The organism is Paenibacillus sp. Root444D2, from assembly GCF_001426375.1.
Classification (GTDB): domain Bacteria; phylum Bacillota; class Bacilli; order Paenibacillales; family NBRC-103111; genus Paenibacillus_E.
Genome location: NZ_LMEO01000023.1, coordinates 41,542 through 66,337, shown reverse-complemented (window position 1 = coordinate 66,337; position 24,796 = coordinate 41,542). Strand labels below are relative to the sequence as shown.

Annotated in this window: 27 protein-coding genes, 4 pseudogenes and 1 riboswitch; of the genes and pseudogenes, 13 read left to right on the top strand and 18 right to left on the bottom strand. The window is 45.0% G+C overall.

The features are described 5' to 3' along the window. Nucleotides 1–84: 84 nt before the first annotated feature. Nucleotides 85–609, bottom strand: a complete 525-nt coding sequence (locus tag ASD40_RS14505) for a DoxX family membrane protein (RefSeq protein WP_057303954.1) — start codon at nucleotides 607–609, stop codon at nucleotides 85–87. A 178-nt stretch (nucleotides 610–787) separates the two neighbouring features. On the opposite strand from ASD40_RS14505, the gene ASD40_RS14500 reads away from it, so the two are divergent. Continuing rightward, nucleotides 788–1,738: an MBL fold metallo-hydrolase gene (locus ASD40_RS14500; RefSeq protein WP_057303953.1), complete on the top strand. Its 951-nt coding sequence runs from the start codon at nucleotides 788–790 to the stop codon at nucleotides 1,736–1,738. 289 nt (nucleotides 1,739–2,027) lie between these two features. On the opposite strand, the gene ASD40_RS14495 is transcribed toward ASD40_RS14500, so the two are convergent. The 11 genes and pseudogenes from ASD40_RS14495 to ASD40_RS14450 all read right to left on the bottom strand — a co-directional run bounded on the left by ASD40_RS14495 (nucleotide 2,028) and on the right by ASD40_RS14450 (nucleotide 10,214). Beyond that, complete coding sequence (locus tag ASD40_RS14495; RefSeq protein ID WP_057303952.1) at nucleotides 2,028–3,005, bottom strand: 2-hydroxyacid dehydrogenase; 978 nt, start codon at nucleotides 3,003–3,005, stop codon at nucleotides 2,028–2,030. 87 nt (nucleotides 3,006–3,092) lie between these two features. Beyond that, nucleotides 3,093–4,202, bottom strand: a complete 1,110-nt coding sequence (locus ASD40_RS14490; RefSeq protein ID WP_057303951.1) for a sensor histidine kinase — start codon at nucleotides 4,200–4,202, stop codon at nucleotides 3,093–3,095. Then, a complete protein-coding gene (locus tag ASD40_RS14485) occupies nucleotides 4,195–4,890 on the bottom strand; it encodes a response regulator transcription factor (RefSeq protein WP_057303950.1) in 696 nt (231 codons plus the stop codon). Before ASD40_RS14485 ends, ASD40_RS14490 begins: the two co-directional genes overlap by 8 nt. Beyond that, nucleotides 4,859–5,452: a VanZ family protein gene (locus ASD40_RS14480; RefSeq protein WP_057303949.1), complete on the bottom strand. Its 594-nt coding sequence runs from the start codon at nucleotides 5,450–5,452 to the stop codon at nucleotides 4,859–4,861. The genes ASD40_RS14485 and ASD40_RS14480 overlap by 32 nt, the downstream gene beginning before the upstream one ends. 37 nt (nucleotides 5,453–5,489) lie before the next feature. After that, on the bottom strand, nucleotides 5,490–6,347 hold the full coding sequence (locus ASD40_RS14475) for a M15 family metallopeptidase (RefSeq protein WP_057303948.1): 858 nt from the start codon (nucleotides 6,345–6,347) through the stop codon (nucleotides 5,490–5,492). 137 nt (nucleotides 6,348–6,484) lie between these two features. Continuing rightward, nucleotides 6,485–6,874, bottom strand: coding sequence for a YmaF family protein (locus ASD40_RS14470; protein ID WP_057303947.1), 390 nt, complete (start codon nucleotides 6,872–6,874; stop codon nucleotides 6,485–6,487). 100 nt (nucleotides 6,875–6,974) lie between these two features. Continuing rightward, nucleotides 6,975–7,280 (bottom strand): hypothetical protein, encoded by a 306-nt coding sequence (locus ASD40_RS38600; RefSeq protein ID WP_235549261.1) that lies wholly within the window; start codon nucleotides 7,278–7,280, stop codon nucleotides 6,975–6,977. Nucleotides 7,281–7,313: 33 nt separating this feature from the next. Then, a complete protein-coding gene (locus tag ASD40_RS14465) occupies nucleotides 7,314–7,991 on the bottom strand; it encodes an FUSC family protein (RefSeq protein ID WP_235549260.1) in 678 nt (225 codons plus the stop codon). A 51-nt stretch (nucleotides 7,992–8,042) separates the two neighbouring features. Next, nucleotides 8,043–9,635: a GMC family oxidoreductase gene (locus ASD40_RS14460; protein ID WP_156390009.1), complete on the bottom strand. Its 1,593-nt coding sequence runs from the start codon at nucleotides 9,633–9,635 to the stop codon at nucleotides 8,043–8,045. Further along, nucleotides 9,632–9,736: pseudogene (locus ASD40_RS37185) on the bottom strand (gluconate 2-dehydrogenase subunit 3 family protein); the annotation flags it as partial. The pseudogene ASD40_RS37185 and the gene ASD40_RS14460, both read right to left, overlap by 4 nt. Before the next feature lie 79 nt (nucleotides 9,737–9,815). Then, a complete protein-coding gene (locus ASD40_RS14450) occupies nucleotides 9,816–10,214 on the bottom strand; it encodes a hypothetical protein (protein WP_057303945.1) in 399 nt (132 codons plus the stop codon). 180 nt (nucleotides 10,215–10,394) lie between these two features. Here ASD40_RS14450 and ASD40_RS14445 point away from each other — a divergent pair, with 180 nt between their 5' ends. The 4 genes from ASD40_RS14445 (at nucleotide 10,395) to ASD40_RS14430 (ending at nucleotide 14,846) form a co-directional block, all read left to right on the top strand. Beyond that, nucleotides 10,395–11,513 carry a mandelate racemase/muconate lactonizing enzyme family protein gene (locus tag ASD40_RS14445; RefSeq protein ID WP_057303944.1) on the top strand — a complete coding sequence of 373 codons (1,119 nt, stop codon included), beginning with the start codon at nucleotides 10,395–10,397 and terminating at the stop codon, nucleotides 11,511–11,513. A 33-nt stretch (nucleotides 11,514–11,546) separates the two neighbouring features. Continuing rightward, nucleotides 11,547–13,190 carry a thiamine pyrophosphate-binding protein gene (locus ASD40_RS14440; protein WP_057303943.1) on the top strand — a complete coding sequence of 548 codons (1,644 nt, stop codon included), beginning with the start codon at nucleotides 11,547–11,549 and terminating at the stop codon, nucleotides 13,188–13,190. A 67-nt stretch (nucleotides 13,191–13,257) separates the two neighbouring features. After that, nucleotides 13,258–14,115, top strand: coding sequence for an SDR family oxidoreductase (locus ASD40_RS14435; RefSeq protein ID WP_156390027.1), 858 nt, complete (start codon nucleotides 13,258–13,260; stop codon nucleotides 14,113–14,115). A gap of 164 nt (nucleotides 14,116–14,279) precedes the next feature. Further along, nucleotides 14,280–14,846: a CGNR zinc finger domain-containing protein gene (locus ASD40_RS14430; protein WP_057303942.1), complete on the top strand. Its 567-nt coding sequence runs from the start codon at nucleotides 14,280–14,282 to the stop codon at nucleotides 14,844–14,846. A 196-nt stretch (nucleotides 14,847–15,042) separates the two neighbouring features. Here the strand turns inward: ASD40_RS14430 and ASD40_RS14425 are convergent, their stop codons facing one another. From ASD40_RS14425 to ASD40_RS14410, 4 genes are all read right to left on the bottom strand, one after another. Beyond that, a complete protein-coding gene (locus ASD40_RS14425) occupies nucleotides 15,043–15,654 on the bottom strand; it encodes an FMN-binding negative transcriptional regulator (protein WP_057303941.1) in 612 nt (203 codons plus the stop codon). A 30-nt stretch (nucleotides 15,655–15,684) separates the two neighbouring features. Then, nucleotides 15,685–16,203, bottom strand: a complete 519-nt coding sequence (locus tag ASD40_RS14420; RefSeq protein WP_057303940.1) for a GNAT family N-acetyltransferase — start codon at nucleotides 16,201–16,203, stop codon at nucleotides 15,685–15,687. A 24-nt stretch (nucleotides 16,204–16,227) separates the two neighbouring features. Then, on the bottom strand, nucleotides 16,228–16,680 hold the full coding sequence (locus ASD40_RS14415; RefSeq protein WP_057303939.1) for a MarR family winged helix-turn-helix transcriptional regulator: 453 nt from the start codon (nucleotides 16,678–16,680) through the stop codon (nucleotides 16,228–16,230). Between the two features lie 348 nt (nucleotides 16,681–17,028). Next, nucleotides 17,029–18,804: a Rieske (2Fe-2S) protein gene (locus ASD40_RS14410; protein ID WP_057303938.1), complete on the bottom strand. Its 1,776-nt coding sequence runs from the start codon at nucleotides 18,802–18,804 to the stop codon at nucleotides 17,029–17,031. A 370-nt stretch (nucleotides 18,805–19,174) separates the two neighbouring features. Here ASD40_RS14410 and ASD40_RS14400 point away from each other — a divergent pair, with 370 nt between their 5' ends. The 8 genes and pseudogenes from ASD40_RS14400 to ASD40_RS38575 form a co-directional block, all read left to right on the top strand. Next, a complete protein-coding gene (locus ASD40_RS14400) occupies nucleotides 19,175–19,504 on the top strand; it encodes a PadR family transcriptional regulator (RefSeq protein WP_057303936.1) in 330 nt (109 codons plus the stop codon). 13 nt (nucleotides 19,505–19,517) lie between these two features. Next, on the top strand, nucleotides 19,518–20,384 hold the full coding sequence (locus tag ASD40_RS14395; protein WP_057303935.1) for a pentapeptide repeat-containing protein: 867 nt from the start codon (nucleotides 19,518–19,520) through the stop codon (nucleotides 20,382–20,384). 12 nt (nucleotides 20,385–20,396) lie between these two features. After that, nucleotides 20,397–20,746, top strand: a pseudogene (locus tag ASD40_RS38595) (ATP-binding cassette domain-containing protein); the annotation flags it as partial. A 1-nt stretch (nucleotide 20,747) separates the two neighbouring features. Further along, a pseudogene (locus ASD40_RS38590) lies at nucleotides 20,748–21,046 on the top strand (ATP-binding cassette domain-containing protein); the annotation flags it as partial. Nucleotide 21,047: 1 nt separating this feature from the next. Beyond that, a partial coding sequence (locus ASD40_RS38585) for an AAA family ATPase (protein WP_235549259.1) occupies nucleotides 21,048–21,398 on the top strand: 351 nt, incomplete at its 5' end. Next, on the top strand, nucleotides 21,399–21,740 hold the full coding sequence (locus ASD40_RS39390) for a hypothetical protein (RefSeq protein WP_442952677.1): 342 nt from the start codon (nucleotides 21,399–21,401) through the stop codon (nucleotides 21,738–21,740). After that, nucleotides 21,625–21,968 (top strand): annotated as a pseudogene (locus ASD40_RS38580) (ABC transporter permease); the annotation flags it as partial. The gene ASD40_RS39390 and the pseudogene ASD40_RS38580, both read left to right, overlap by 116 nt. 1 nt (nucleotide 21,969) lies before the next feature. Then, nucleotides 21,970–22,434: ABC transporter permease (locus tag ASD40_RS38575; RefSeq protein WP_235549258.1), on the top strand; the 465-nt coding region annotated here is incomplete at its 5' end. Between the two features lie 184 nt (nucleotides 22,435–22,618). On the opposite strand, the gene ASD40_RS14380 is transcribed toward ASD40_RS38575, so the two are convergent. Beyond that, nucleotides 22,619–23,167 carry a GNAT family N-acetyltransferase gene (locus tag ASD40_RS14380; RefSeq protein ID WP_057303932.1) on the bottom strand — a complete coding sequence of 183 codons (549 nt, stop codon included), beginning with the start codon at nucleotides 23,165–23,167 and terminating at the stop codon, nucleotides 22,619–22,621. A 45-nt stretch (nucleotides 23,168–23,212) separates the two neighbouring features. Then, nucleotides 23,213–23,294, bottom strand: a riboswitch (ZMP/ZTP riboswitch). A gap of 110 nt (nucleotides 23,295–23,404) precedes the next feature. Beyond that, entirely contained in the window at nucleotides 23,405–24,676 is a 1,272-nt protein-coding gene (locus tag ASD40_RS14375) for a prolyl oligopeptidase family serine peptidase (protein ID WP_057303931.1), read from the bottom strand. Nucleotides 24,677–24,796: the final 120 nt, after the last annotated feature.

The window sequence follows — 24,796 nt, the reverse complement described above, 5'->3', positions numbered from 1 at the left end:
CTTCTTCAGCGAACTGAGTCAAAGAGTAGGTTCTTTTGGCATATATGAACGTCCTTTGAAAATTATCTGCTCCATTGTGCACACTTATTTATATTTTGGCTTCAAATGGAGTCTATCGATCATTTTATCAAACCATTTGTGAAGATACGGAAGGATCAGATGGTCAACGCCGAACTTGCCTGCGTTAGCACCTGCGGCGATGATAAAGAATCCAAGAAGTACTAACCATGGGTTGCTGCTAACCGTTCCAGCGAACATATACATAAAGTTCATTAATAATCCAAAGAATATGGCTGTAGTAGTCAGTGCGCCAAGTATCAAACCCAAACCAACTAACAATTCCCCCCAAGGAACTAACGTATTGAAGACGCCCACATTGGGGAGGGCAAAGCTTTTCAAGAAAGCCACGTAATTCGCGTAAACCATATCCGTAGTTCCCGATTCAAGGACTGGTTTCGCAATTGCGCCTTTCAAATAACCCGCTGCGTCAAATGGCTTTGCCCCGGTGATTTTATGCCATCCCGCTGTCATCCACTGCCAACCCACATACAAACGAATAATCGCCAACATCATCGCCGCGTAACGATTTCCCCTTAACCATTTCATCATTTGAACCATCTCCTTTTTTTCTTTTCTGTCATCATTATATTTCGAAAAAACTTTCCGGTATGTGAGATAAATCACACCAACTAAAAGTTGACAAAAATGATAAGATTCCACATCTTAATAGGTATGGAGATATTATTTCAAAGGACTTATGGCGGCTTTATGAGGGGAGCAGCGATTTATGGCACGCAAACGTTATAGCAATACTGATCCAGCTGCGCAGGTGAAAACATGGAAGGAAATTCGCCGATGGCAGCAAGAACGGAAAGGGAAAGTCAAGGATCTCACCTTACGCATCGGCCAAGCGGAGCATAAGCAGCAAGAGCTCCTGTTGCATAACCGCAGCGAAACAACAATCACCTGGATTGGACACTCGACTTTCCTGCTGCAGATAGCTGGTTTGACGATCGTTACAGATCCGGTATGGGCGAACCGAATGGGCTTTGCCCGCAGGCTCGAGGCCCCAGGGCTTGCACTCGATGAAATACCGCCGGTTGATATCGTCTTGCTGTCTCATTCGCACTATGATCACCTGCACGTCGGATCATTGAGCAAGCTGAAAGGCTCGCCTGTTGCCCTAGTGCCTGAAGGACTTGGCATGAAGATAAGGCGGCTTGGGCTGAGTACAGTCCACGAGCTGCCTTGGTGGGGGAAGACGACGGTCGGGCCGCTGGAGTTTCATTTCGTTCCAGCGCAGCATTGGACTCGGCGTACGCTGACGGATACGAACAAGTCGCTTTGGGGAGGCTGGGTGATCAATCGCTCACCAGAGTTATTAGTGGATGGCGCGGAGAAGAACGATGCGATTTATTTTGCCGGAGACAGCGGATATTTCCAAGGCTTCCGCGATATCGGCGCGAGATTTCCGGGTATTCACTATGCTCTCATGCCGATCGGCGCATACGAGCCGGAGTGGTTTATGGGTATGCAGCACGTTTCGCCGGAGGAGGCGGTTCAGGCATTCCTCGATGTAGGGGCCGAGACGTTCATCCCGATGCATTATGGCGCTTTCCGGCTAGCCGATGATACGCCGCAGGAAGCACTCGACCGGTTGTTGGCCGATTGGCGGAGAAGGGAGCTCGATTCAAGCCGTCTTAAACTGCTGAAACACGGGGAAACACTGGTGGACTAGGGATAAGCGACTTCGTCGTCCTTCTGGGACGAGCGTGTTTGTCAAGGTAGCTGCGAAGCAAAAGTATAAAACTTATACTTTCTTATCTACTGACAAAGTAAAAGCTGCCATTAAGCCAATGGCAGCTTTTTGCTTTATGATCTGAAAAGATCAACGGAAACCGGTAATTCCATACATATCACCTTTAACCATAGTATCCATTTTTTTCTCCATAGTTATGCATGGAAACAATGCAAACAGCCTCGCCCTTTGATAAAAGGCGAAGCCAATAGAATTACATTTAAAAGGCTTACTTCGGATAATTAACGGTTGGATTCACACAAGTTGGAAGCGGTTGTCTACCCAGACCTGCTAATAAATTATCCACAGCTAAATGGGCCATGCGATTTCTCGTTTCGTAAGTTGCACTACCTACATGCGGGGTTATTAAGATATTCGAAAGGCTGAGTAACGGATGGTCTCCCGCAATGGGTTCTGGATCAGTCACATCCAATGCGGCATATGCAATTTGTTTGCTTTTCAATGCTTCGTAAAGGGCCTCGGTATTCACGATAGGCCCGCGTGCCGCATTGATAAAATAAGCTGAGGGCTTCATCTGCGCAAACTCCTCCGCTCCAAACATTCCCCGGCTTTTATTCGATAAAGGAACGAGAGTTATGATAAAGTCGGACTCTTGCAGCAAGTCTCTAAAGTCGACATATCTCGCTTCAAGCAACTGATCATCCATACGCCTTGTACGGTTATAGTAAATAATGTTCAGTCCGCACGCCCTAGCTCTCCTAGCTACAGCGCAGCCGATATCTCCCATGCCTACGATACCGAGAGTTTTCCCAAATAAATCTACACCGAATGGAATGTTGTTATTAGTTGCCCAACGGCCTGATTTGACGAAATCCCAACATTCATGAATTCGGCGAGCTGCGCTCAGTAGTAAGGCAAAGGTTAAATCTGCCGTTGTTTCGACTAGCACACCAGGTGTATTTCCGAAGGGGATTCCCCTCCTTGTGCAGGCATCGATATCCATATTATCGTACCCTACTGATGATTGTGCTACTACTCTTAGTTGAGGTGCATTAGCCAACAAATCTTCGTCTACCTTTACATCACCTGTGCTGAATAAACCCTCCGCATCTTTTAACCATTCGAGTAATAATGTCCGTGGGATCGGTTCTGCTTCTTTCCAAACCTTTACCTCACAATGCTGTACAATTCTTTCCATGGCAGCAGGCCATGTTTCTTTGGTTAATACTACCTTATATTTCGCCATAAAGGTTCTCCCCTCCCTATCATACAAATATACCAGCCCCTCCACAGATCATGGAGTGAAAGTTTTCATGACATGTCGGCACAATAGTTAACCGAGACCTTCGGATGCCACTTTTTGTGGGAAACGGACTTCAAAAATCGTACGAATTAAACTGCTCTGGGCAGAAATTGTGCCTTGATGCTGGGCAACAATGTTCTTTGCTATGGATAAGCCAAGGCCAGTGCTCCCCTCACGATGTGTTCGCGCTTGATCGCCGGTAAAAAACATATCGAAGATATGCGGCAGCTCTTCCGGAGGAATGCAATCCCCATAATTAACCACTTGAATCACCACATCTTCTGCGTCAATATGGCAATGAATATCAATAAACTGACCATCTTTTCCATAGCGAATGGCATTCGTCAACAGATTTTCAAATACGCGTGCCAACAGCTCACCGTCACCCCAAACAGTCAAATGCGGAGTCACATTCAAACGGGTTGTTACATTATTTTTCTCAAAGGCAGGGTATAACTCCTCGTTTAACTGGATGAGCAGCTCACTCAGATCGATTTGCTTTTTTTCAATGGTAAGCTTGCCATAGTTCATTCGAGTGATTTCGAATAGCTCGTCAATGAGCTTTTCTAAACGTTGAGACTTGGTATAAGCAATGCTCGTATAGTGCTTGATTTGGTCTGCAGTCAGCTGATCGTCCTGAAGAATGAAATCCAAATAACCTAAAACGGAGGTCAGCGGCGTACGCAAATCATGAGCCAAATTCAAAACCAATTGTTCCTTGCTGTTTTCTGCAAAGTCTCCTCTCTCCAAAGCTTGCTGCAACTTTTCACTTGCCAGGTTGATATCTCTCGCAATATCCCCGAATTCATCTTTGGATGGAATAAGTATACGATTGTTGAAGTCGCCATTCGCGAGCTGTTTTATTCCGTTGGATATTTCATTAAAATAAGCGGCGTATCTATTGGTAAGAAGAAAGAAAAACAAAATCGAGAGAGGAATGAAAATAAGCAAAAAGAAGTTAATATCCCCAATTTCTCTTATCATAAACCGGATTTTGGTCAATGGATTTTCCCACTTGGTCGTATAATAATAGAGTTGGAGGGCTTTATAGATCATATAGGTAATGGCAGCGGAGAAAAGCATGCTTAAACCAAAGAGTTGAATCATTTTAAATCGAAAGCTTCGGATCATTTCAGCCATTGAATGTATACCCCACGCCCCAAACTGTTTTGATCAATTTGTTTTTATGAACGTCTTCTCCAAGCTTCTTCCGTAAAGTACGAATATGCACCATGACCGTATTGCTGCCTTCATAATAGGTATCGCCCCACACCTGCTGAAAAATATTTTCCGCGCTAAAGACTTTCTTCGGATAACTGGCCAGTAGATACAGAATATCAAACTCTTTCGGAGTTATCTCAATCGTTTCACCATAGAGGCTAACGGTGCGTTGTTCAGGATAAATGACCATTCCACCCGCTTCCAAAACTGACTTGTTTGCTGCTGGAGGCTGATTCAACTGCGTGGAACGCCTCAGCTGGGCATTCACGCGAGCGACCAATTCCATCGGGTTGAACGGTTTGGTTACATAATCATCCGCTCCATTTACTAGTCCTGTAATCTTATCAAGGTCGGTCGCTTTGGCGCTTAAAAAAATGATAGGCAGATGATGCTGAATTCGAATTTGCCTTGTTGCTTCATAGCCGTTCAGTTTGGGCATCATAATATCTAAAATCGCCAAATCAATGGAATGCGTCTGAACAGCAGTAATGGCTTCCTGCCCATTAGCAACTTTAATGCAGCGGTAACCCTCTTTTTTTAAATGCAACTCAATCAGATCGGCAATTTCTACCTCATCATCCGCTATCAGAATTGTGATCGACTTCATTCGTTCCACCCCTGTATGACCTTAGTATCGCTTTTATTGTATCAGATGGGGCTACCTCTTGCTTGGTAGCACTTGATGTATTAATTAACATAGCGAATAATTTGAAAGTAATGAAACCGATCAAGCCCCCACTTGAATTTAGTATAAGATCATCTACATCATAACGTCCAATAGAGAAAAAGGCCTGCGCTAACTCCAGGATTAGACTTAAACCTAAAGAAAGAATGAACGCATCCATACATGATATCTTTTTGTTTCTTAACATTAAACCAAGAAAAATACCGTACGGTATGAATATCGTAAAATTCCCAACCAGGTTAATTAGACCATGACTCGAGATATCATGAATGGTTCCGGATATTTCTTTAAAGGGAACCAGATTTCCTTTTTGGATTTGCCTGCTCATATGATCCGTGTTCCACAGATTCAACCTAAGCTGATGCCAGAGAAATGACATGTCGATCGAGCCAAACTTAAATAGAATAATTTTGAACAAAATGTACACATACAGGGTAAACAGTACTTGAATTGTAATATCTTTCAACATTATCTTATGTTTCATACGCCATTCTCGCCTTCTTGAGTCTCATAAGCCCTGATCATGAATACACGGTCACAATGATACCGTCCGTATTGTTGCCTGATATCTGATAGCGACCATTCGCTGGTACAAGGATAGTTGTATTTTTGGAGACAGGATAGTAGGAGATCTCATAGGTTTGACGATCTACAATAGTCTTAATGGTCTTCTTTTCTTTCAAGAAGTCCAAATATTGTTCTAGGACAAAATTATTTTCCTGCATAATTGCACTGTGCGGCAAACCAACATAGCGGAAATGCCAGGGCTCAAATTGAATACCTGTAATTGCAGTTTTATCAGCCGGATAACGCAAGATAAAGCCGTATCTCGATGCGTTTTTTTTCAGCCACTTTCCTTCAGGTGCTTGACTCATCTCCGATTGTGTAGATCCAATATCCAGCGATAAACCTAAATTGTGTTCGCTATAGCCTGCTGGCAACGCATATTTAGCACCCATTTGTTGATAGAGTTTATTTTGTTCTTTATTGTCCCGATAACCGCTGCTGATTAAAAATCGGCTAACCCCATCCTTTTCTGCAGCTCCTATCATTTCTGTAAATTTTCGCACCAAGTCTGGCGACAACCGAATCGTTTTATCCAGCACAATGAATCCATTCAGCAGTTCCTTATGTTGAGACAGATTGACCGCTTCGGACTCTTCGCCACCTGGGGGTACAGGATGATCCTTATTGACTAACAACAAATTGCCTTTATAAATCTGATCTTTTGTTACTTTAAGTTCTTTCATTTGAGGAGTCACCTTTTGAGCTTGATTGGCTTCTTCCAGTGGTTTCTCGTTAACAACTTGCAGTTTATGTTGAGCAACTCCATAACCAAGCAGTAATAGTATAATGAACCAAAAAAACCACTTCTTCATCCTTAGTTTCCTCCTAGCCATTCATTTACTCTAGGATAAGGAAAACTATTTAAAAAGAAATGGGGTTAAAAATAAAATTTTCATTAAAAATCAAAAAAGAACTTTCCCTAAATACATAGGAAAGTTCTCTTAATAGCCTAACCAACTTCATTTCCTGTGGTTCCTTTATAATGATGAGTATGTGGATGCATGCCATTTATCGTTGTAAATCCTTCAAAATAATGAACATGCCCTCCAGTGGGAAGATCGATTGCTGGACCTGTTGTTCCTTCAATACTATGAGTGTGACCGTCATTCATAGAAGTAACAGTATGATAACGATGAAAGTGAGGGACGCCTGTCGGAGCTGGCTCAGTTATGCCAACGTATTCGTGTACATGCCCATCATTTAATGAAGTAATTCCAGAAAACATATGCCGATGCAAGTATGGCCTGCCATCCCAAGAAGTAATATACAATCCATGCGAATGATCTGATAATGAGTCGTTTGAGTGAAATACAAAACCTGATACAGGTATCTTATTCATGTCTTAACTCCTTTACCTCCGTTTACTCACACTATGAAGGTTAAAAGGGATTTGACATAGGCATCCGCGTAAGTGAAGAATTATTCTCGGTATCCTTGAGTCACTTATTGCTGAACTTTTGGAGATCTTGAATAATCTGATTAGCATTAATATATAAAGTAAGAGGATACTGATATTTCTCTAGAGTGACTGGTGCTTTGATATTGGGGACAGGAGTACTAACGAGGTTGGAATTGGTTAGGTTATTGAGAGGTAAATTCCATTCTTTCATATACAAGGCAATCGTATTTAAATGATCAGCCCAAATCTTTTGATCCTCCGCCGTCCAGTGCTTACTTTCGGACCATTCCGTAAAAATCCGTATCATGTCTGTGAGATTGGCAAAGCATAGCCGGAGTTGTTGCAAATGCTGAGTTTTTCGCCTTAAAGTAACACGTTTTTATGAAGCGAAAAGATTATAAATTAGACTTTGATTCGCCTTATCCATCTCGGTCGTAGCTTGATGCAGTTCTTGGAATAACTGTTGAATTTCTTTGTTCATGTCACGTGATTCCATCAAGGAGCAACCGGCTTCGACCCATTGAGCAGTCTTGAAAAAGGACATAGTTAAATGGTCCGCAAATTTGCTCATATGGTTTTTAGCTTTCCTAACGGAATCGGGAGGGAATATGAGTACGTGGATTAGTAACGCAGTTGCAGCTCCGATAACCGTATCACGAATGCGATCAAAAGGATAAGTAGGCATCTTACTTTGAAAGTACATGACTAGCAGAACGCTAAGAGTAACTTGACTCATAACAACATTATCTAATTTCAATAACTTGACGAAAACCGATCCCAAAAGGATCATAAGTCCAATGCTCCAGCCAGTTAACCCCAAAAAAGGTACTAATGAGGAAGTTAGTGCAACGCCGACAATCGTACCATAAATGCGCTGCCAAGCAAATTGAATGGATTTTCTAACTGTTATCTGAATGCATAGTATCACTGTAAGCGGAGCCAGATAGGGATGATTCGATCCAGCCCATTTAGCTAACTCCCATGAGAGTGCAGCTGCTAGTGGGGTTTTCCATATCAAGCCTGTATCTTGAATAAAAAATTTTATTTGAAGTTTCATTTCAATTTTTACCCATCTGTTTATTTACTTAGGCATCTGTAAGGAGGTCGGCTAAACCGACCTCGAGCCCAACAATTCAAACTTTTTTGCTTTCTCCTTTATATATTCCGCAGTTCTTAAGGCAAGTGACATAACCGTATTGGTTGGATTGCCAGCGCCCGATGTTACAAAAATACTCGCATCGCATATAAACAAGTTAGGAATGTCATGGGTTTGTCCAAAAGAATTGACCACTGAAGATTTGGGGTCATTCCCCATACGGCAGCCCCCCATCATATGAGCGGTGTCGGGAACTACGTATTCGACTTTCCCACCTGCCGCCTCGAGTATTGTACTCATATTGCCGACCGCATGATCAATGAGTTTCTGATCGTTATCGCCATAGCTGAATGTTACTTTTGCACGCGGCAATCCATATTCGTCTTTTTCATCCACCAACGTGACCCGGTTCATTGGACTCGGAAGTACTTCGCCGACCAAAGTAACTCTTCCGTAGTAATTATAATTCAACATCGCCTCCCTGAGACGCTCACCCCACACGGGTCCACCTTCCGCTTGCGAAATGCCTTTCGAAAACTCGACCGGTCTCGCTCCATGAGAATGAAGGGTATATCCACGAGCAAAGTTGTTTTTGGAATCAGTACGGTAGAAATCTTGTGTTGTAGCTAATACGGGTGTACCCTTATACAGCCTGATTTCTTCCTCAAATCTGGCATAAACGTCTTGAGAGCTGTGAACCATAATAGATTTCCCAACCCAACCGCTGCTATTGGCTAGCCCATCCGGATACTGAGAATTTGCAGAGTTAAGAAGTAAACGTGGCGTTTCTACAACATAGGCAGACAAAATCACGATTTTAGCTTTTTGCTCATAAGTTCTTCCGTCATGTACGAAGGCGATGCCTTTCGCCACCCCGTCTTTTCCCATTAACACCTGCGTCACCATGCAATCGGCTAATACTTCTGCTCCAGCTTTGATTGCTTTAGGAATATGTACGATGAGGGTGCTGAATTTAGCATCGGGCATACACCCTTGATTGCAGAAGCCTCGATTGATACATGGGGGACGGCCTTCGAATGGTGCGGATAGTATAGCAAGTGGAGCTACAGACGAACGGATCCCAAGCTTTTCACAACCGTTCATAAACATATACGCGTTTGGACTAAGAGGCTCCCTTTCGGGATAAGGATAGGGGCCGCGGTAATTTCCCCATGGAAAGTGCTTAGGCCCAGATACGGCAATATCCTTTTCGACCCTGGCATAGAAAGGCTCTAAATCCTCATAGCTAATCGGCCAATCTTCTGCGACTCCATCCATTGTTCTCGCTTTAAAATCAGCGTCATGAAATCGTAAAAAGACAGCCGTAAAATGCACCGTCCCTCCACCGATACCCCGGCCGGAATTGTTGTGTCCCATCGTTAACGGGTTGCTTCCATCCACGATTCGAGTATCCTGCCACCCTAAGTTTTGCATGGTAAGCTCATCACTTGCTAAATCTTTTTGAGTATCACGGAAGGGACCTGCATCCAGGACTACCACGCTCATTCCTGCTTCGCTCAATTCTTTGGCGAGTACACCTCCGGCTGCCCCTGCCCCAACTATAACTACATCTACTTCTTCATTTCCATATTTTCGTTTCATCATTGTTTCGGTTGCGCCTCCCATGGATCCAATTGCCCCAGCTGTGTACGTACGTATCCACGCGGATAAGCCGGACCTGCATAACCAATTTCAGACCAAACCACCCGTTGGGTATGGTCATCGCACTCATCTAACTCATTCATGACATCGTAAGAGGGGTAGTAGCTACTCGTTAGCATAGAATCACCTTACCTCCCAATATATGGCGATCAAACCGAGAACACTCATAGCGGAGAACAATAAAGGAAGTATGATTGGCGGGCCGATGAGAAAGTTGCGCAAAGCCCATCCTCCAACCCGAACACCTACTCCCCGAAAATGGAAATAGAAACCAACCAGACCGAACAAAACGCCCAGCCACATTAGAACCTGAAATAAATTACGCAGCCAATAAACGTTATACCAGGCCAAAATGATACCCGCTATAAAAAAAATGGGAGCTGAAATGACAGGTACCCACATAGCTTTATTGTGAAAATTTTGCCGATAATGAAACATCGTCACTTGGATACCAAGAGCTAGAAATGCCAAACCGACAAAAAGAATGAGCGTCCGATCAATGGACCAATTGTGCCAATTCATGCTATACCTCTTTTCATAAACAATATATTGCAACTAATTATTTCCTGCTTCTCGAGAAATTATTACATATATTAACAAAGGCTATGTCTCTATGGACGTAACTTTAATTTATTGTATATTTATCCCTTTTTTAATAAATCCTACTTGTAAACACATCATAATTTGAAAGGGTATATCTCCTTGCTGATTCGTAAAATAGAAACATTTCCACTCTTTTATCATCTTCCTAAACCATACGGAGATGCCAACGGTTTAAAAACGTATCGAACCTGTTATCTGATTCGGATAACGACTGATTTAGGTGTCGAAGGTTGGGGAGAATGCGTCGATTGGCTGCCAACCTTGCATAAAGGCTTTCAGGAACGAATCATTCCCTATCTAATCGGTAAGTCAGTTACTGACAGAATTACCTTGGTTCGTACCTTGAAAAAATGGCATTCCCGTTCATCTGCGGCTGTTAGTATGGCATTAACAGAGATTATGGCCAAGACATGCAATGTATCCGTGTGTGACTTTTGGGGAGGGAAGTTTCGAGAGAGTGTGCCCGTCTATGCTTCGTTTCAGTCCTATTCAGATAAAGCAAATTGGCAAAAGCATTCCCTGAAAGCTATTGAGCAGGCAATCCATCAAGGATTTGATAAAATTAAGGTAAAAATAGGCGGTAAATCAATCCACGAGGATCAACAACATATAAAGATGGTTCAGACATTGTTACAAGAAAAGATTGGTTTAGCTTTGGACGCCAATCAAAGCTATGACATAATTGCAGCTTTACGCTGGCAGTCTATGCTTGATACGTGGCCTAATTTTTTATGGTTTGAAGAGCCGCTTGAGATCAGTCGCATTACTGAATACGTATGGCTAAGAAGTCGTTTGTCTGCTCCGCTGGCCGGCGGTGAGAACCTCGAAAAAGCAGCAGATTTCATGCCTATTTTTCTCCAATATGCTCTTGACTTTATAACGCCGGATACTCTGCATGTGGCTGGTATTGACGGTTACAGGGAAACATTAAGCCTTGCTAGAAGCTTTGGGACCCGCGTAACTCCACATTCCTATGATGGTGCATTATCACGCCTATACGCCATCTTCGCTCATGCTTGTTTGGAGCCTTGGGGCAAGATGGGAGAAGACTCAATCGAACCTCTTGAATGGGACGTCATGGATAATCCTTTTACAAAATTAATCGGAATTCAACCTTCGAATAGTGAAATCTCTATACCAAGCGGCACTGGAATTGGACTCGAGATTGATAGCGAGATGCTTGCCTTCTATCAATGGGATGGGAATAGTTATGGATAAATCCAAAAACAATTTGTGGGGAGTAAAACATGGATGACAACAAAGTTATCTAATTCGATCAATGAGAGCCGTTCTTTCCTTACAGTTGCAGAGGCTATATTGGAACAACTTCAACTCTGGAATGTCAAACGGATTTATGGAGTAGTTGGGGATTCTGTATTTGGACTAATGAGTGCACTTGCCATGCAAGATACTATCTCATTTATTGCCGTCAAACATGAGTCCGTCGCTGCCATGATGGCTTCGGCAGAGGCTAAATTAACTGGCCGACTTGGGGTCTGTATCGCACACATGGGACCTGGCCTTGCCAATCTCATTAATGGTTTGGGCGATGCTTATTTGGATAATGCCCCAGTGCTTGCAATCACTGGTCAAGCACCGGTGAACAAAATAGGCACATCCTATAAACAGTACATCAATCAACAAGAACTTGTACAAGCGATTTCACAATACAGTCAAATCGTCGTTCATCCAGATTCGGTAATCGAGTCACTGACACAGGCGATGCAAACATCTATTTTGCAGCGTAGCGTATCGCATTTGTCGATTCCTACTGATGTATTCAACATGACAACTACTATTCAACCTCGCAGGCAACCACAGGTCGCCTTCCCTTTTTCCGATCGGGAAATCATACAAAAAGCCCTACAACTCATACAATCCGCCAAGCAACCTATAATGTTGGTGGGAAGTGGCGCTATTTCAGATCGTGAAGGAATCCAAAAATTAGCCGAAACTTGGTGTTGCGGCGTCGCGATGAGCTATGGTGCAATGGGAATCTTACCAGATGCACATCCATTCATGTTGAACGCTCTCGGAGAAGGCGGTAACCCCTTTCTCAAAGCGCTGTTCCTACAGGCAGATGTTGTATTAGCGGTTGAAACGTCATGGTTCCCTGATGGATTTGTCCCTAGTAATGTACGCATTGTTCACATTTCAAAACATCCGTCGAACATTGGGACTTCGGTTCCAGTAGACATCGGATTAGTAGGAGAATTGGCGAATCTTATTCCTCAGCTAATAGAAGGCTTAAAGTCACATAAACCTCAATCCGATTGGGTCATTCAAGTTCAACAATGCAAACATTCGTGGATGGTACAAAACGAGGTTGAAAGGAATCAAACTGGATCTCCTCTCCCTCCCTCAACCATTATTAAACTAATGGAACAAAACATTGCGGAAGATGCGGTAATTGCCTTGGATGAGGGAGATTCAACACTTTGGTTTCTGAGGAATTTCCGTGCAAACCATCAGCACGTGTTGCTCTCTAACCAGTGGCGAACAATGGGATTTGGTCTACCTGCCGCGATGGCAGCAAAACTATGCTGGCCGGAAAAACAAGTCGTCTGTATAACGGGAGACGGTGGTTTAGCAATGGTACTGGCTGACTTGCTTACCGCCACTCGGTACGGGTTGCCAATTACTGTTGTCGTCTTTAACAATGGTACTCTGCAAATGGAAAGGGATAAAATGTTCATGAAAGGATTTCAGCCTGAAGGGACACAGTTGACCCATCTGGACTTCGCCACGGTAGCGGAAGCTAGCGGTTGGAACGCATATCGAATCGAAACTATTGAACAACTGGAAGAAGCATTGAAACATTCACGAACCAGCAGCATACCTGTCTTACTTGACGTGTTTACCGCCAAAATTCCGCATCCCGATTTCAAATCATAATAAATAGAACAGGAGCCCCTCGATGACAGAGTCAACAACACAAGATTCGATTCCAATGAAATCCCCCATGCAGCCAGTCCCCCCATATCCATCTCAGCATCAGGATCAGCAGCCGGGCATTGAATCGCTCATGAATCCAAGACCCATATTCGATAATCCCAACTACAAGGGCAGTGGAAAACTTAAGGATAAGGTAGCTATCATTACTGGTGGAGACAGTGGCCAGGGGCGTGCTATTGCTGTCGCTTTCGCCAAAGAAGGGGCGGATATTGTCATTGTATACTTGAATGAACATTCCGACGCTGAAGAAACAAAACAATATGTGGAACAAAAGGGTCGGCGTTATCTATGTATTGCAGGCGATATAGGAAGCGAAGCGTTTTGCAAGCAGGTGATGGAGCAAACGATTAAGCAATTCGGAAAACTTGATATTTTGGTGAACAACGCAGCGGAACAACACGTTCAAGATGGCTTGGAGTACATAACTTCCGAACAAATGGAAAAAACGTTCCGAACGAATTTTTTCTCCATTTTTTATTTGACCAAAATAGCTTTGCCGCATATGAAACCCGGCAGCTCCATCATCAACGCAGCATCTCTTGCGGCATATGAAGGAAACGAACAACTTATTGATTATTCCGCAACTAAGGGAGCAATTGTATCGTTTACACGTTCGCTATCCAAGTCCTTACATAGCAAGGGCATTCGTGTCAACGGTGTCGTTCCCGGAACAATATGGACTCCGCTTATTCCAGCTTCATTCCCGCCAGATCAAGTTGCGGATTGGGGAGCCAAAAATCCGATGAAACGTGCTGGGCAGCCTTTTGAAATCGCTCCCGCTTACGTTTATTTAGCTTCGGAAGATTCTACTTATGTATCAGGACAATTTATTCATATCACTGGTGGAGTGATTATGAACGGCTAAAACTGCTTAATCACAGTTAATATGCCTTCTTGGTTTACCTATCAAAATAATTAAATTCGGCACACTTTATCATGATGCATTATGGCCGTCAAGTCACTAGCTAAGGAATGATTTGAGTGTTACAATAAATACATTCCACATGAAGACAAGGGAGCTGCGACGCGATGTTATGGGACGATTTTCTGAAAAGCGATTATCACGACTGGAGAGGCAGCGGTCATTCCGAAGATTTTCTGGACAAACCGGGATGGTTGGAACAATGGCTGGCTTTCCACAACCTTCCCTATCCGGGCGCTCCATCCGCGGAAGAATTGGATGAGTTGAAACGGTTGCGAGGGCACATCCTTCGTATCGTCCAAAAGCTGACGGTCCGCGATTCCGCAGACCCTACAAATCTCGAGGGGCTGAACCGGGCGCTATCGGGCGGACCCATGATTCTGCGCATAGCGGATTCGGATTCGGAGTATCGCTTGGAATCCACTCCTTTACAAAAAGGATGGCCCCGCATCGGAGCGGAAGTGGCCGCTTCCTTCGGCCGCTTACTCGCGGAGAGCGATCACTCCCGCTTGCGTATTTGCGATAATCCGGATTGCAAGGTGGTTTACTACGACGAAACCCGGAACCGCTCCAAACGGTTCTGCGATGATAAAGCATGCGGCAACCTAATGAAGGTCCGACGGTTCCGCGCACGCCAAAAAGCCGCAAAAACCGGCGGCTCGTCCGAAACTTGATTCCCATTTCCCCAAGACAAAGGAATGGACATTACGGTCAAAGAAGGCATCGACGCCCCCGCATAGAAATTAAATGGTGATTCTTCACATCTTCTAAACATTAGAGGGCCCATTCGGGTCTTCTTGTACTTTTCTATTAAACTTTTACATCGTTTCCAAACTTCAAAGTTCTGTTGTAAAAGAATATAACCTAAAGTTATTTTTTTAGGTTTGCTTTCATAAGAGAGGCAATCTTTTGTTCGTCTCCATTCTGAATCCGTTCCAGTTGATTAATGACAAGTTCTTGCCTTTGTACGGAATGGTTTTGACTTAACTTTGCTTTTCCCTCTATCTTGTTGATTCTTATTTTGAATCCTTGAATCCCTTTATTCAGCCCAGCGATATAGTCTGCGTCTACCTCTTGCAATCTATATGAACTATCAGGGGCTTCATACTTCAATACCATTTCATGCAAGGAATCCATTAACTCTTTTTCATCATCAATAAGTTGGACTTCACCGTTTACATGAACAGTTACATAATTCCATGTTGGAACTGCTTTATTTGTTTCATACCATGAAGGAGAGATATAGCAATGCGGACCATGAAAAATGGCTAAGACAATTTGATTGCTAATATCCTTCCACTGAGGATTCGGACGTGCAAAATGCCCATATAAGTATTTGTTCTCCTTATCCAAAATTAATGGTAAATGAGTAGCAAAGGGTACTCCATTGTGTTGTGAAAACAGTGTTGCAAAGCTATGTTCTCTGATAATGTCGTAAGCGACTTTTATTTCATCAATGTGAAAGTGTGAAGGAATATACATGGTTTTCTCCTCCTCGTTTGCCGGAAAATGTTAGATGAGTATTTTGGTCATTATAAAGTCTATTTGTTCTTCATCACCCATATAGAAAGAGTGGGCCCCTGTTTGAACAAAACCCAATTTGTTATAAAAGGTAATTGCGCTCTCATTTTTTTCCCAAACCCCTAGCCATATCTTCTCTTTATTCCGCTCTATCGCTATTTCTATAGCTTTATTTATTAGATATTTACCAAGCCCCTGTCTATGAAATTTTCCCCTTATATAAATCCTCTCGATTTCAAGCGAATCATTGCCCATTCTTTCAGTTTGAGAATCCATGGTGTTTAGCTTTAAATACCCGGCAATTTCCTCATTATAATAAATAAAATAGAATTCCGAAGAGATATTTGATAATTCTTTTTCTAATTGTTTTAAGTTAAATGCTTTTTCCAAGTAGGCTTTCATATTTTCAGGTGAATTTTGATTCTTAAATGTCTCCTTAAATGTCTCAACACTAATTTCTTGAAGTAATGCTAGATCTTCAAATGTGCACTTTTTTATTTTTATAGTCATTTTATTTGTCCTCCTTTTACTAAATCAATAATTTCTCTTGTTTCCCTTTTTTACAAACTCCCAGTCTTTTTCCACATTTTTTCTGACTCTTTGCAGCAGGTTAAAAATCGTTTCTACTTCACTTTCAGAGAATCCAGATAGTGCGACCATATTGGAATAATCGTTTTCCCTTTTTATATAAGGGTAAACAGTCTTCCCTTTCTCTGTAGGAAATAGTTTTTTAATTTTTTGGTTATATGGATCATCATTCTTTTCAATGAATCCATTAATCTCCAGTTTCTTTATAGCACGAGCAGCTGTTGTTCGGTCTACCTTTATCATTTCAGCTAACTTTTCTTGAATAATTCCTGGATTTTCACATATTCGTACGAGGTACAGGTACTGTCCTTTTGTAAGGTCATATTTTTTAAATTCTATATTACTTATAGAATCCAATGCCCTGGCAATCATTCCAACCTCACGTAGAATTTCCTTCATAATTGCAACTCCACTAATCGTGTATTTTTCAAACGTCGTAAAAAAATAGTACATCATTTTTGTTGTATTTACAACAAAAATCCTGCAGGCTTTTCCATACTAACCGTTAACGGAAATAAGCTACCGCGATTAAATTCTGCGGTAGCCTGTTTCTATGCTTATTGAACGCTATCGTTTAAATAAGCAAGTAGCTGATTGCTCGCATTGCTGCCCCGAATCAGCAGCCACTGCTCAAAGCCTCCAATCAAATGTTTTCGAGAGCGGCGATGCTGCCCTGCTTCTTATTGCTCCGCTCATCTTTGAGAACCAGCCAAAGCGTTTCTACGCTCCAGCTGGCGTGTCTATCTGTTATTCTTCTTCAAACAATCGTTCACCTTTATGCAGCCTCCAGGCAATTTTAGCCGTATGCGGGAGCTCACGCGCGGTTGGCGCGTGTGCCGCCAAATATCGGGTGCAGGCGAGCAGCATCGTTTCTTTGGCCTTCTCCGCAAAAGAACCTGTCGCCGCTTGCCAGCGGTCGTATTCGGCCACTGCGGCCTCATACATTTGAAAAGAATGGAATTCCGCATCCTCCCGCAACAACGCATGTCCAAGCGTGTTCAGCAGCGCTCCCGGCTCACCACCGCCATGAATGTAGTCCATCACCCATTGCGCGGCCGGTCCGACCTGCTGGCGCAGATCGAGCAAATCGAGCAGCTCCTGATGGTTGGCCGGCGCGGCGGAGCCGGACGGCTTCGGACGTGTGGCTGTCGGCACGTTTAAGAAACGGTCGAGATATACGCTGACGGCTCCGTGAAAAATCGCCCGCTGCAGCATCGGCTCATCCGATTGCAGTAGCCTTTCATGCACGGCGTGAGCATAAGTGAACGTATGGAGCACTGCAATCCAATCGCCGAAATCGTTCTGCGTATGGAAACGAACGATCCGTTCCGCGGCGGCCAAAGCAACGAGCTGCGCCAATTGCGCCGGAGCCGTTCCCGCGATGAGCAGGTCGCGCAGCAAAGCGATCGTCTGCTCAGGCGTATCGCTCAGCAGCCGCTTCAGCAATTGCTCTTCCCTATCAGCAGACAGAGCTGTCTGCTGCCGCGCATCCTTTGACCCACCGGCGAGCTTCGCCTGCGCTGCATTCTGCTCCAGCTCGTTGACCGCTTGCTTGATCGGCTCTACGAGGTTCAGCGGTGCCTGCCACTGGTGCAGCTCTTCGCTCCGTGTCGGACGAGCCATCATCGGCACGAGCGAAGTTAAAATCCGCTCCTTTTGTGACACCTCCGCCCACTCCAGCGCCTCAAAAGCTTTGCTGTGGAAATCGAACACATGGCCGCCGTCCAAGTAAAAGTGATCTGTTGCGGCGACAAGCATCATTTCTGACAGACGCTTCGTGTCAATGCCTTTCAAAATGGCGGTGATCAGCACTTTCTCAGCGCCCTGCGTATCCCGCACCTCTATGCAGCTGCGATACCACTCTGCCAACCGTTCGAACGGCACGTCCGCCGACGGCAGCGCTGACAGCAAGTGGCGGGTTCCTCTGCCCGAGCTGCTTCGAGCGACATGGACAAGGCCTTGGTACAAGGCGAGTATTTTGCCGTTCTTGTCCAGCTTGTCGACGATTTGCGCCATCGCGGTAAGAATCGTAAGTCCGGCGTTCCAGCCCGTTCCATATGTCGTGCCGAATTCGATGCCAATGCGGGCGATGTCCTGCTCCGGCACTCCCGCTTCGATCAGTCCGACAATCGCTTTCGAGATGACGATGCCGATATTTTGCTCGAGTCCCTCTTTCAGTCTATGCTTATATTTTTCCGTGCCTTCCGCTCTTCTGGAAACCGGATTTACCCACACTTCGCCGCCGTCGACCCGCACTTCATACGACGGAACATCGTCTGCCCACGGGTCAAGCGTACCGCCGCTGCAGACATCAAACCGGGCATGATGCCAATGGCACGTCAAAATCCCGTCGCACAAGCTCCCCATATGGAGCGGAAAGCCTAAATGCGGACAGCGGTTGTCCACCGCATATACTTGGTCTTCATGATAAAAAACAGCGATACCGCCTCGTATAACCTTTGCGCCCTCTTGTTTAAGCGCTTCCAAATTGCCTGCTGAAATCCAGTTTAAATTGACACTCATCGATACAGCCTCCTTTATTTTTTCAAGCTGCACTCCAAACTACAACAATCGTATCTGGGCAGAACCCTCTGCGTTCTTCTCCATAGTTTTATTATACCTTAGTGTTCCGGCCATGGCTTCAGCAAAGAGTAAGGAAATCGGCATGACAAAATCTTTTCCAATGGTTGACAATAAAGTATCTTGTCTAGTTATTTTAAAGATATTTATGTTCTTTATACGCAGAAACTTCTCCACGGCGTACTCCTTCAGCAATGAATCCGTTAGATATCGTTTTGATTACAGCATGCATTTCAAACAAAGTATTTTATTTAAAACATTACCTTGACAGACATAGTAGTATGTCGTATTATAAAAATGCGGAGGTGATGAAATGAGCGAAAACAAAATTACATCCGACCTGCTGCGCGGACATACCGATACGATGATTTTAAGGCTCTTATCCGAAGCTGACCGCTACGGATACGAAATTGTCAAACTGATCGCCGAGCGCTCGGGCGGCGAGTATGAATTAAAGGAAGCCACGATGTACTCCAGCGTCCGGCGGCTTGAGACAGACGGCGATATCGAGTGGTATTGGGGCGATGAGTCACAGGGCGGACGGCGCAAGTATTTTAGGATTACCGAAAAAGGCAAGGATGCTTACGTACGCAACAAAAGCAATTGGGAGTATTCAAAGCGCGTACTAGAAAATCTATTATAAGGAGATTGATGTTATGAATCCGAAATTGACGAACTATTTGAACGGCGTGTTCACGCCATACGATGGGGTAAAAAGCGTCACCGAATTAAAAGCCGACCTGCACTCCGATTTGCAGGAGCGATATCGTGAACTCAAAGCTGAGGGCAAAAACGATGAAACAGCGTTTAATATGACCATTGAGAGCATCGGCGACATTGAGCAAACGATATTGGAAGTCGCCAACCTCTCCCGCTCGCTGGAACGGCAAGTAGTGACAAACTTTAGCGCAAGCAACCTGGCAATGAGCGACTTTGCAGGCGTTACGGCCCATAAAGGTCAATTTAACGCTAGCGCGTTACGCGGTGCCGACTTTGCGGGCGCAGACTTGACCGGAAGTTCCTTTAAGAGCAGTGATTTACGTGAAGCCAATTTTGACGGTGCAAATCTAACTGACTGCAGCCTATCCACACTAGACCTTTCGAATGCGAGCTTCAATAAATCGCTCCTTGTACGCACCAACTTCAGCGTTTCGGGGCTGGACGGAGCCAAATTCACAGGCATAAAACTGACCGACGTCACGCTTACCAAGATTGACCTTAGAAAAACGATCTTTGAAGGTTGTATCTTTGACGGCGTGGACTTCAAATATTCCGACCTGAGCGGACTGCGCCTTGACGGGCAAACCTTTATCGGCGTTAAGTTTGACAAGTCGGCATTAAACGAAGTTTCGTTTAGGGGCGCTACACTCAAGAATGTATCTTTTCAAGCGTTTTTTTCGTTGACCAACAAGTATTACCGTGGCATCAAAACTATCTGCTTTGACGGCGCAGTCATGGATAAGTTGACCTATGCTTCGCTTAAAGGAATGGGGGCAGACTTGTCAAAGGTTACAGTCCGATAAGGAGGGAAAAATATGCAAACTACATCCATTAAAGTGACAGGGCTGCAAAAGTCCTACAAGCAGCATCAAGTCCTAAAGGGCGTTGATTTCGAGGTGGAGAAGGGCAGTATTTTCGCCCTTCTCGGCTCCAACGGGGCGGGCAAGACAACGGTTGTCAAAATCCTCACCACGCTGCTCAAACAAGACAGCGGAACTGCCACCGTAAACGGATTCGATGTTGCATCAAAACCCGAGAATGTGCGGCAGGCGATCAGTCTGACCGGGCAATTTGCCGCCGTGGACGAAATTTTGACCGGACGGGAAAATCTGATCATGATTGCCAAGCTGCGATACCTCAAAAATCCGCGTCAGGTAGCGGACGANTCAAAACCCGAGAATGTGCGGCAGGCGATCAGTCTGACCGGGCAATTTGCCGCCGTGGACGAAATTTTGACCGGACGGGAAAATCTGATCATGATTGCCAAGCTGCGATACCTCAATAATCCGCGTCAGGTTGCGGACGACTTGCTTAAACGCTTCGACTTGACAGATGCCGCGGACCGCAGGGCTTCTACTTATTCGGGTGGTATGCGCCGCAGGCTCGACATCGCCTTGAGCCTTGTGGGAAAACCGCAGATCATTTTCCTCGACGAACCGACCACTGGACTTGATCCCGAGTCGCGNGGTATGCGCCGCAGGCTCGACATCGCCTTGAGCCTTGTGGGAAAACCGCAGATCATTTTCCTCGACGAACCGACCACTGGACTTGATCCCGAGTCGCGAATCGAGGTTTGGAAGATTGTCAAGGAGCTTGCCGACGGCGGCACGACGGTACTCCTGACCACGCAGTATTTGGAGGAGGCTGAGCAGCTAGCCGACCGAATTGCCATTTTGCACGAGGGTAGAATTATTGCCAACGGCACACTCTCGGATCTAAAAAAGCTGTTCCCATCCGCAAAGGTGGAATATGTTGAAAAACAGCCGACTTTAGAGGAAATATTCCTCGCAATCGTCGGCAAAAAGGAGGCGAAGTAAATGGAGACGGCAAAGAATCATTTCTTCACCGATATTAGCGTTATGCTTGGACGTTCCATGCGCCATATTTTCCGCAGTATGGACACCATCATCACGGTCTGCATCACTCCAATTGCGATGATGCTGCTGTTCGTCTATGTGTTAGGCGGTGCCATTCAAACCGGAACTCAGGGTGGTATCCCAACGATGCCTCCACCCAAGCTGGCGCTCAGGCTTCGGACGTTCCATGCGCCATATTTTCCGCAGTATGGACACCATCATCACGGTCTGCATCACTCCAATTGCGATGATGCTGCTGTTCGTCTATGTGTTAGGCGGTGCCATTCAAACCGGAACGGATAACTATGTGAATTACCTGTTGCCAGGCATACTGCTTATGGCGATCGCAAGCGGAATAGCCTACACGGCTTACCGCCTGTTTATGGATAAGCAGCGGGGCATATTCGARCGGTTTCACACCATGCCGATTTCACGTTCCGCCTTGCTTTGGGGGCATGTGCTGACCTCTCTGGTGTCCAACGCCATATCGTTGATCGTCATCATTCTCGCAGCGTTGATTATGGGTTTTCGNCGTTCCGCCTTGCTTTGGGGGCATGTGCTGACCTCTCTGGTGTCCAACGCCATATCGTTGATCGTCATCATTCTCGCAGCGTTGATTATGGGTTTTCGTTCGTCCGCGGGAATACTGCCATGGCTTGCCGTAGCAGGCATACTTGCATTGTTTACACTGGCCTTAACTTGGGTCGCGGCGATTGCCGGWCTGTCCGCAAAAACGGTGGAAGGTGCAAGCGCGTTTTCCTATCCACTTATCTTCCTGCCGTTTATCAGTTCGGCGTTTGTGCCGACCRAGTCRATGCCGTCGGTCGTTCGCGCCTTTGCCGAAAACCAGCCGGTGACCTCGATCGTGAACGCCATCCGTGCGCTACTGGCAGATCAGCCGGTGGGCAATGAAATATGGATCGCTCTTGCGTGGTGCGTCGGGATTTTGTTCGTAGCCTATTTCTTTGCAATGAGGGTGTACAAAAAGCGGGTATGAAAAAAAGATCAGCTGTCGCAACTGATTAGCAGTGTAAAAATACGAAAGTCGTTATAATCGCTTATACTGGGCTTATGAGGGTGTTTATCCGAGTTATCTTGCGGTGGTCGCTCATGTTGAAAAAATGTTATCAGCCCCTAGTGCTGAAATATCAGCTCAGCTTAAAGCACCTAAGTGGTGCTTTTTATTTTGTTATAATTTCACGCTCGTATAAATTTGCGCTCCACCCGCGACCGTCGTATCTCCCCTGGAAAACCAATCCTTGGCTAAGGTAGTATTGATTTAACGCTGGGTTATCCGCCATGCAGTCTAATCTTAACCATTTCTTTCCTTCGCTCTTTATATAGTCTTCCGCCCAAGTAAGGAAATAGCTTCCGATCCCCTGTCCCTTATACTTCCGCAAAACAACTAACCTGTGAATGTAACCCGCATTATCATGAAATAATTCTCCCCATATTTCCTCGTACTTCCACTGGACAGAGAAACAACCCACAAGCTCACCATCCAGGTATGCGACAAATACATCTTTCTCACGAATAAATTGCTCCAAATAATTCATCGTAAACGTATCTTCGTTCCACTGAATGATACCTTGCGAGGAGCGAATCCATTTAGCTGCTTCTACATATAATTTCTGCACCTCGTCTAAGTCTTCAATTCGAGCTTTCCTAATATCAATCCATTGACTATTAAGTTTACCTTTACTGGGCTTTCGATCTGATAAATCAACCAATGCAATTCCCCCTTAAAATAGAAAAGTATTCGGTCATTTGACCAAATACTTTGCCCAGGCGAACGGCTTTTATGAAATATGCGCTCCCCCGTAGTGATCTACGTTTTCGCCAGTCACTCATACCAAATATTTACTACATTATAATCTGGAAAATATAAGGAGATCAAGGAATTTTATTGCGTTATCTCCCCGTTAAGAAGTCTTTTAAACTCTCCAGTAATAGGATATGTTTTTCATTTACTTGCTCTGCATAGCAAGCCAATCCATCAAAGATACTTCCTTCCCCTCCACCACGACCGGCTTCCCGTCATAATTCAGGTGACAGTCATCGTTCAGGGCATATATCCAGGAGAAATGTCCTATATAGTTAAAGGGTTCTCCCTTTTCATCCGTAAACAAGCCATGGATGTCCACAACCTTATCAAAGAACGAGAAATGCACATTCTTCGCACCAGCCTTAATCAAGCGCTTATAAGTCGGTATTACAGTTTCCTCCGGTTTTACAATCAAATCATCCTTGGAATGGGTAAACCAAATCGGCACATGCTTAATCGCCTCGATATCCGCATCACGGATGACGTCATTGAACAGCGCTTCGCAAACAGGGTATGCAGCAGCGAAGAAATCCGGATAATCCAGCACCATACGCATGGTCATAAATCCCCCATTGGAGCAGCCGCCGATATAGATCCGGTTAGTGTCGATTGCCGCATCATTCCTGAAAATGAACTCATCAATCAGAGCCTTCAAGGCCTCCCCATACTTGGACTTACCTGTCCTGCCGTACTGTCCGCTGCCATCGTTCATCCAGAAGGTCGGTGTCTGCGGTACCAACAGGTAAGCTCCGCCAAACTTGGCTTGGATTGCATCGCTGGCCAGGTTCACTACCTTGTTGCCTGTATAAGCGATGGTCGGATCCTCTCCGCCCTCTCCAGCTCCGTGCAACCAGATGATGAGTGGCCGCCTGCCGTTTCCATACTGCGGCACGAAGTAGCCATACTTTAGCGGCTCCTCTTCATAGGAGGAAATGCCGTGCAGGAACTTCTCCGCCTGTTTCATGGTATTACCTGCACACAGGTCGAATACCAATCCCGTCAGCCTCTCTTCCTCCGCCGGAATTTCCGCAATCTGGGTAATCCGATAATCGCTGACGATAAACTCGTTGAAGTTGTTCGGACAGGCAATTGCAGCGGATAAGGAATCGAGCGGTCCATACTTCATTTCTAGAGTCACGAACTCCCCTTCCTCTCTTCGTACACCCTGGCTACAAGAAGGATAAGCGGCTTCCACCACGCAGTAGCCCTTGCTTAGCTCCTTTTCCGTCTTCTCTAACCAGTTCCTCGAAAGCTTCAGGATCTCACCCTTCTTGTCCTTCCGCTCCACATATACACTAAAGCATTCCGGCTTCACCTCTTCCGCCTTCACGTTCACCGATATGGGCAGCACCAGTTTGGTAACGTAAGGACCATAATCCGTTATATCGATAATTGCGTAGTAACTTCTTCCCATAGCACAATCCTCCTTTTCTTAGATAAAATGTTTGATTCAAAATCGTTCTAATCAGCGATCTGGATTAGATAAGCCTCCTGCCGTTTCACCCCCATGTTTTCATTCTACCGGAAACATATG

Coding starts and splice junctions, on each gene's coding strand:
- ASD40_RS14500 (WP_057303953.1), top strand. CDS start 788: ATGGCACGCAAACGTTATAGCAATACTGATCCAGCTGCGCAGGTGAAA.
- ASD40_RS14375 (WP_057303931.1), bottom strand. CDS start 24,676: ATGGGAAGAAGTTACTACGCAATTATCGATATAACGGATTATGGTCCT.
- ASD40_RS14410 (WP_057303938.1), bottom strand. CDS start 18,804: ATGAGTGTCAATTTAAACTGGATTTCAGCAGGCAATTTGGAAGCGCTT.
- ASD40_RS39390 (WP_442952677.1), top strand. CDS start 21,399: ATGGAGACGGCAAAGAATCATTTCTTCACCGATATTAGCGTTATGCTT.
- ASD40_RS14465 (WP_235549260.1), bottom strand. CDS start 7,991: ATGAAACTTCAAATAAAATTTTTTATTCAAGATACAGGCTTGATATGG.
- ASD40_RS14430 (WP_057303942.1), top strand. CDS start 14,280: ATGTTATGGGACGATTTTCTGAAAAGCGATTATCACGACTGGAGAGGC.
- ASD40_RS14395 (WP_057303935.1), top strand. CDS start 19,518: ATGAATCCGAAATTGACGAACTATTTGAACGGCGTGTTCACGCCATAC.
- ASD40_RS14425 (WP_057303941.1), bottom strand. CDS start 15,654: ATGTATATTCCTTCACACTTTCACATTGATGAAATAAAAGTCGCTTAC.
- ASD40_RS14475 (WP_057303948.1), bottom strand. CDS start 6,347: ATGAAGAAGTGGTTTTTTTGGTTCATTATACTATTACTGCTTGGTTAT.
- ASD40_RS14460 (WP_156390009.1), bottom strand. CDS start 9,635: ATGATGAAACGAAAATATGGAAATGAAGAAGTAGATGTAGTTATAGTT.
- ASD40_RS14485 (WP_057303950.1), bottom strand. CDS start 4,890: ATGAAGTCGATCACAATTCTGATAGCGGATGATGAGGTAGAAATTGCC.
- ASD40_RS14435 (WP_156390027.1), top strand. CDS start 13,258: ATGCAGCCAGTCCCCCCATATCCATCTCAGCATCAGGATCAGCAGCCG.
- ASD40_RS14495 (WP_057303952.1), bottom strand. CDS start 3,005: ATGGCGAAATATAAGGTAGTATTAACCAAAGAAACATGGCCTGCTGCC.
- ASD40_RS14415 (WP_057303939.1), bottom strand. CDS start 16,680: ATGAAGGAAATTCTACGTGAGGTTGGAATGATTGCCAGGGCATTGGAT.
- ASD40_RS14440 (WP_057303943.1), top strand. CDS start 11,547: ATGACAACAAAGTTATCTAATTCGATCAATGAGAGCCGTTCTTTCCTT.
- ASD40_RS14400 (WP_057303936.1), top strand. CDS start 19,175: ATGAGCGAAAACAAAATTACATCCGACCTGCTGCGCGGACATACCGAT.
- ASD40_RS14480 (WP_057303949.1), bottom strand. CDS start 5,452: ATGAAACATAAGATAATGTTGAAAGATATTACAATTCAAGTACTGTTT.
- ASD40_RS14490 (WP_057303951.1), bottom strand. CDS start 4,202: ATGGCTGAAATGATCCGAAGCTTTCGATTTAAAATGATTCAACTCTTT.
- ASD40_RS14505 (WP_057303954.1), bottom strand. CDS start 609: ATGATGAAATGGTTAAGGGGAAATCGTTACGCGGCGATGATGTTGGCG.
- ASD40_RS14470 (WP_057303947.1), bottom strand. CDS start 6,874: ATGAATAAGATACCTGTATCAGGTTTTGTATTTCACTCAAACGACTCA.
- ASD40_RS14450 (WP_057303945.1), bottom strand. CDS start 10,214: ATGAATTGGCACAATTGGTCCATTGATCGGACGCTCATTCTTTTTGTC.
- ASD40_RS14420 (WP_057303940.1), bottom strand. CDS start 16,203: ATGACTATAAAAATAAAAAAGTGCACATTTGAAGATCTAGCATTACTT.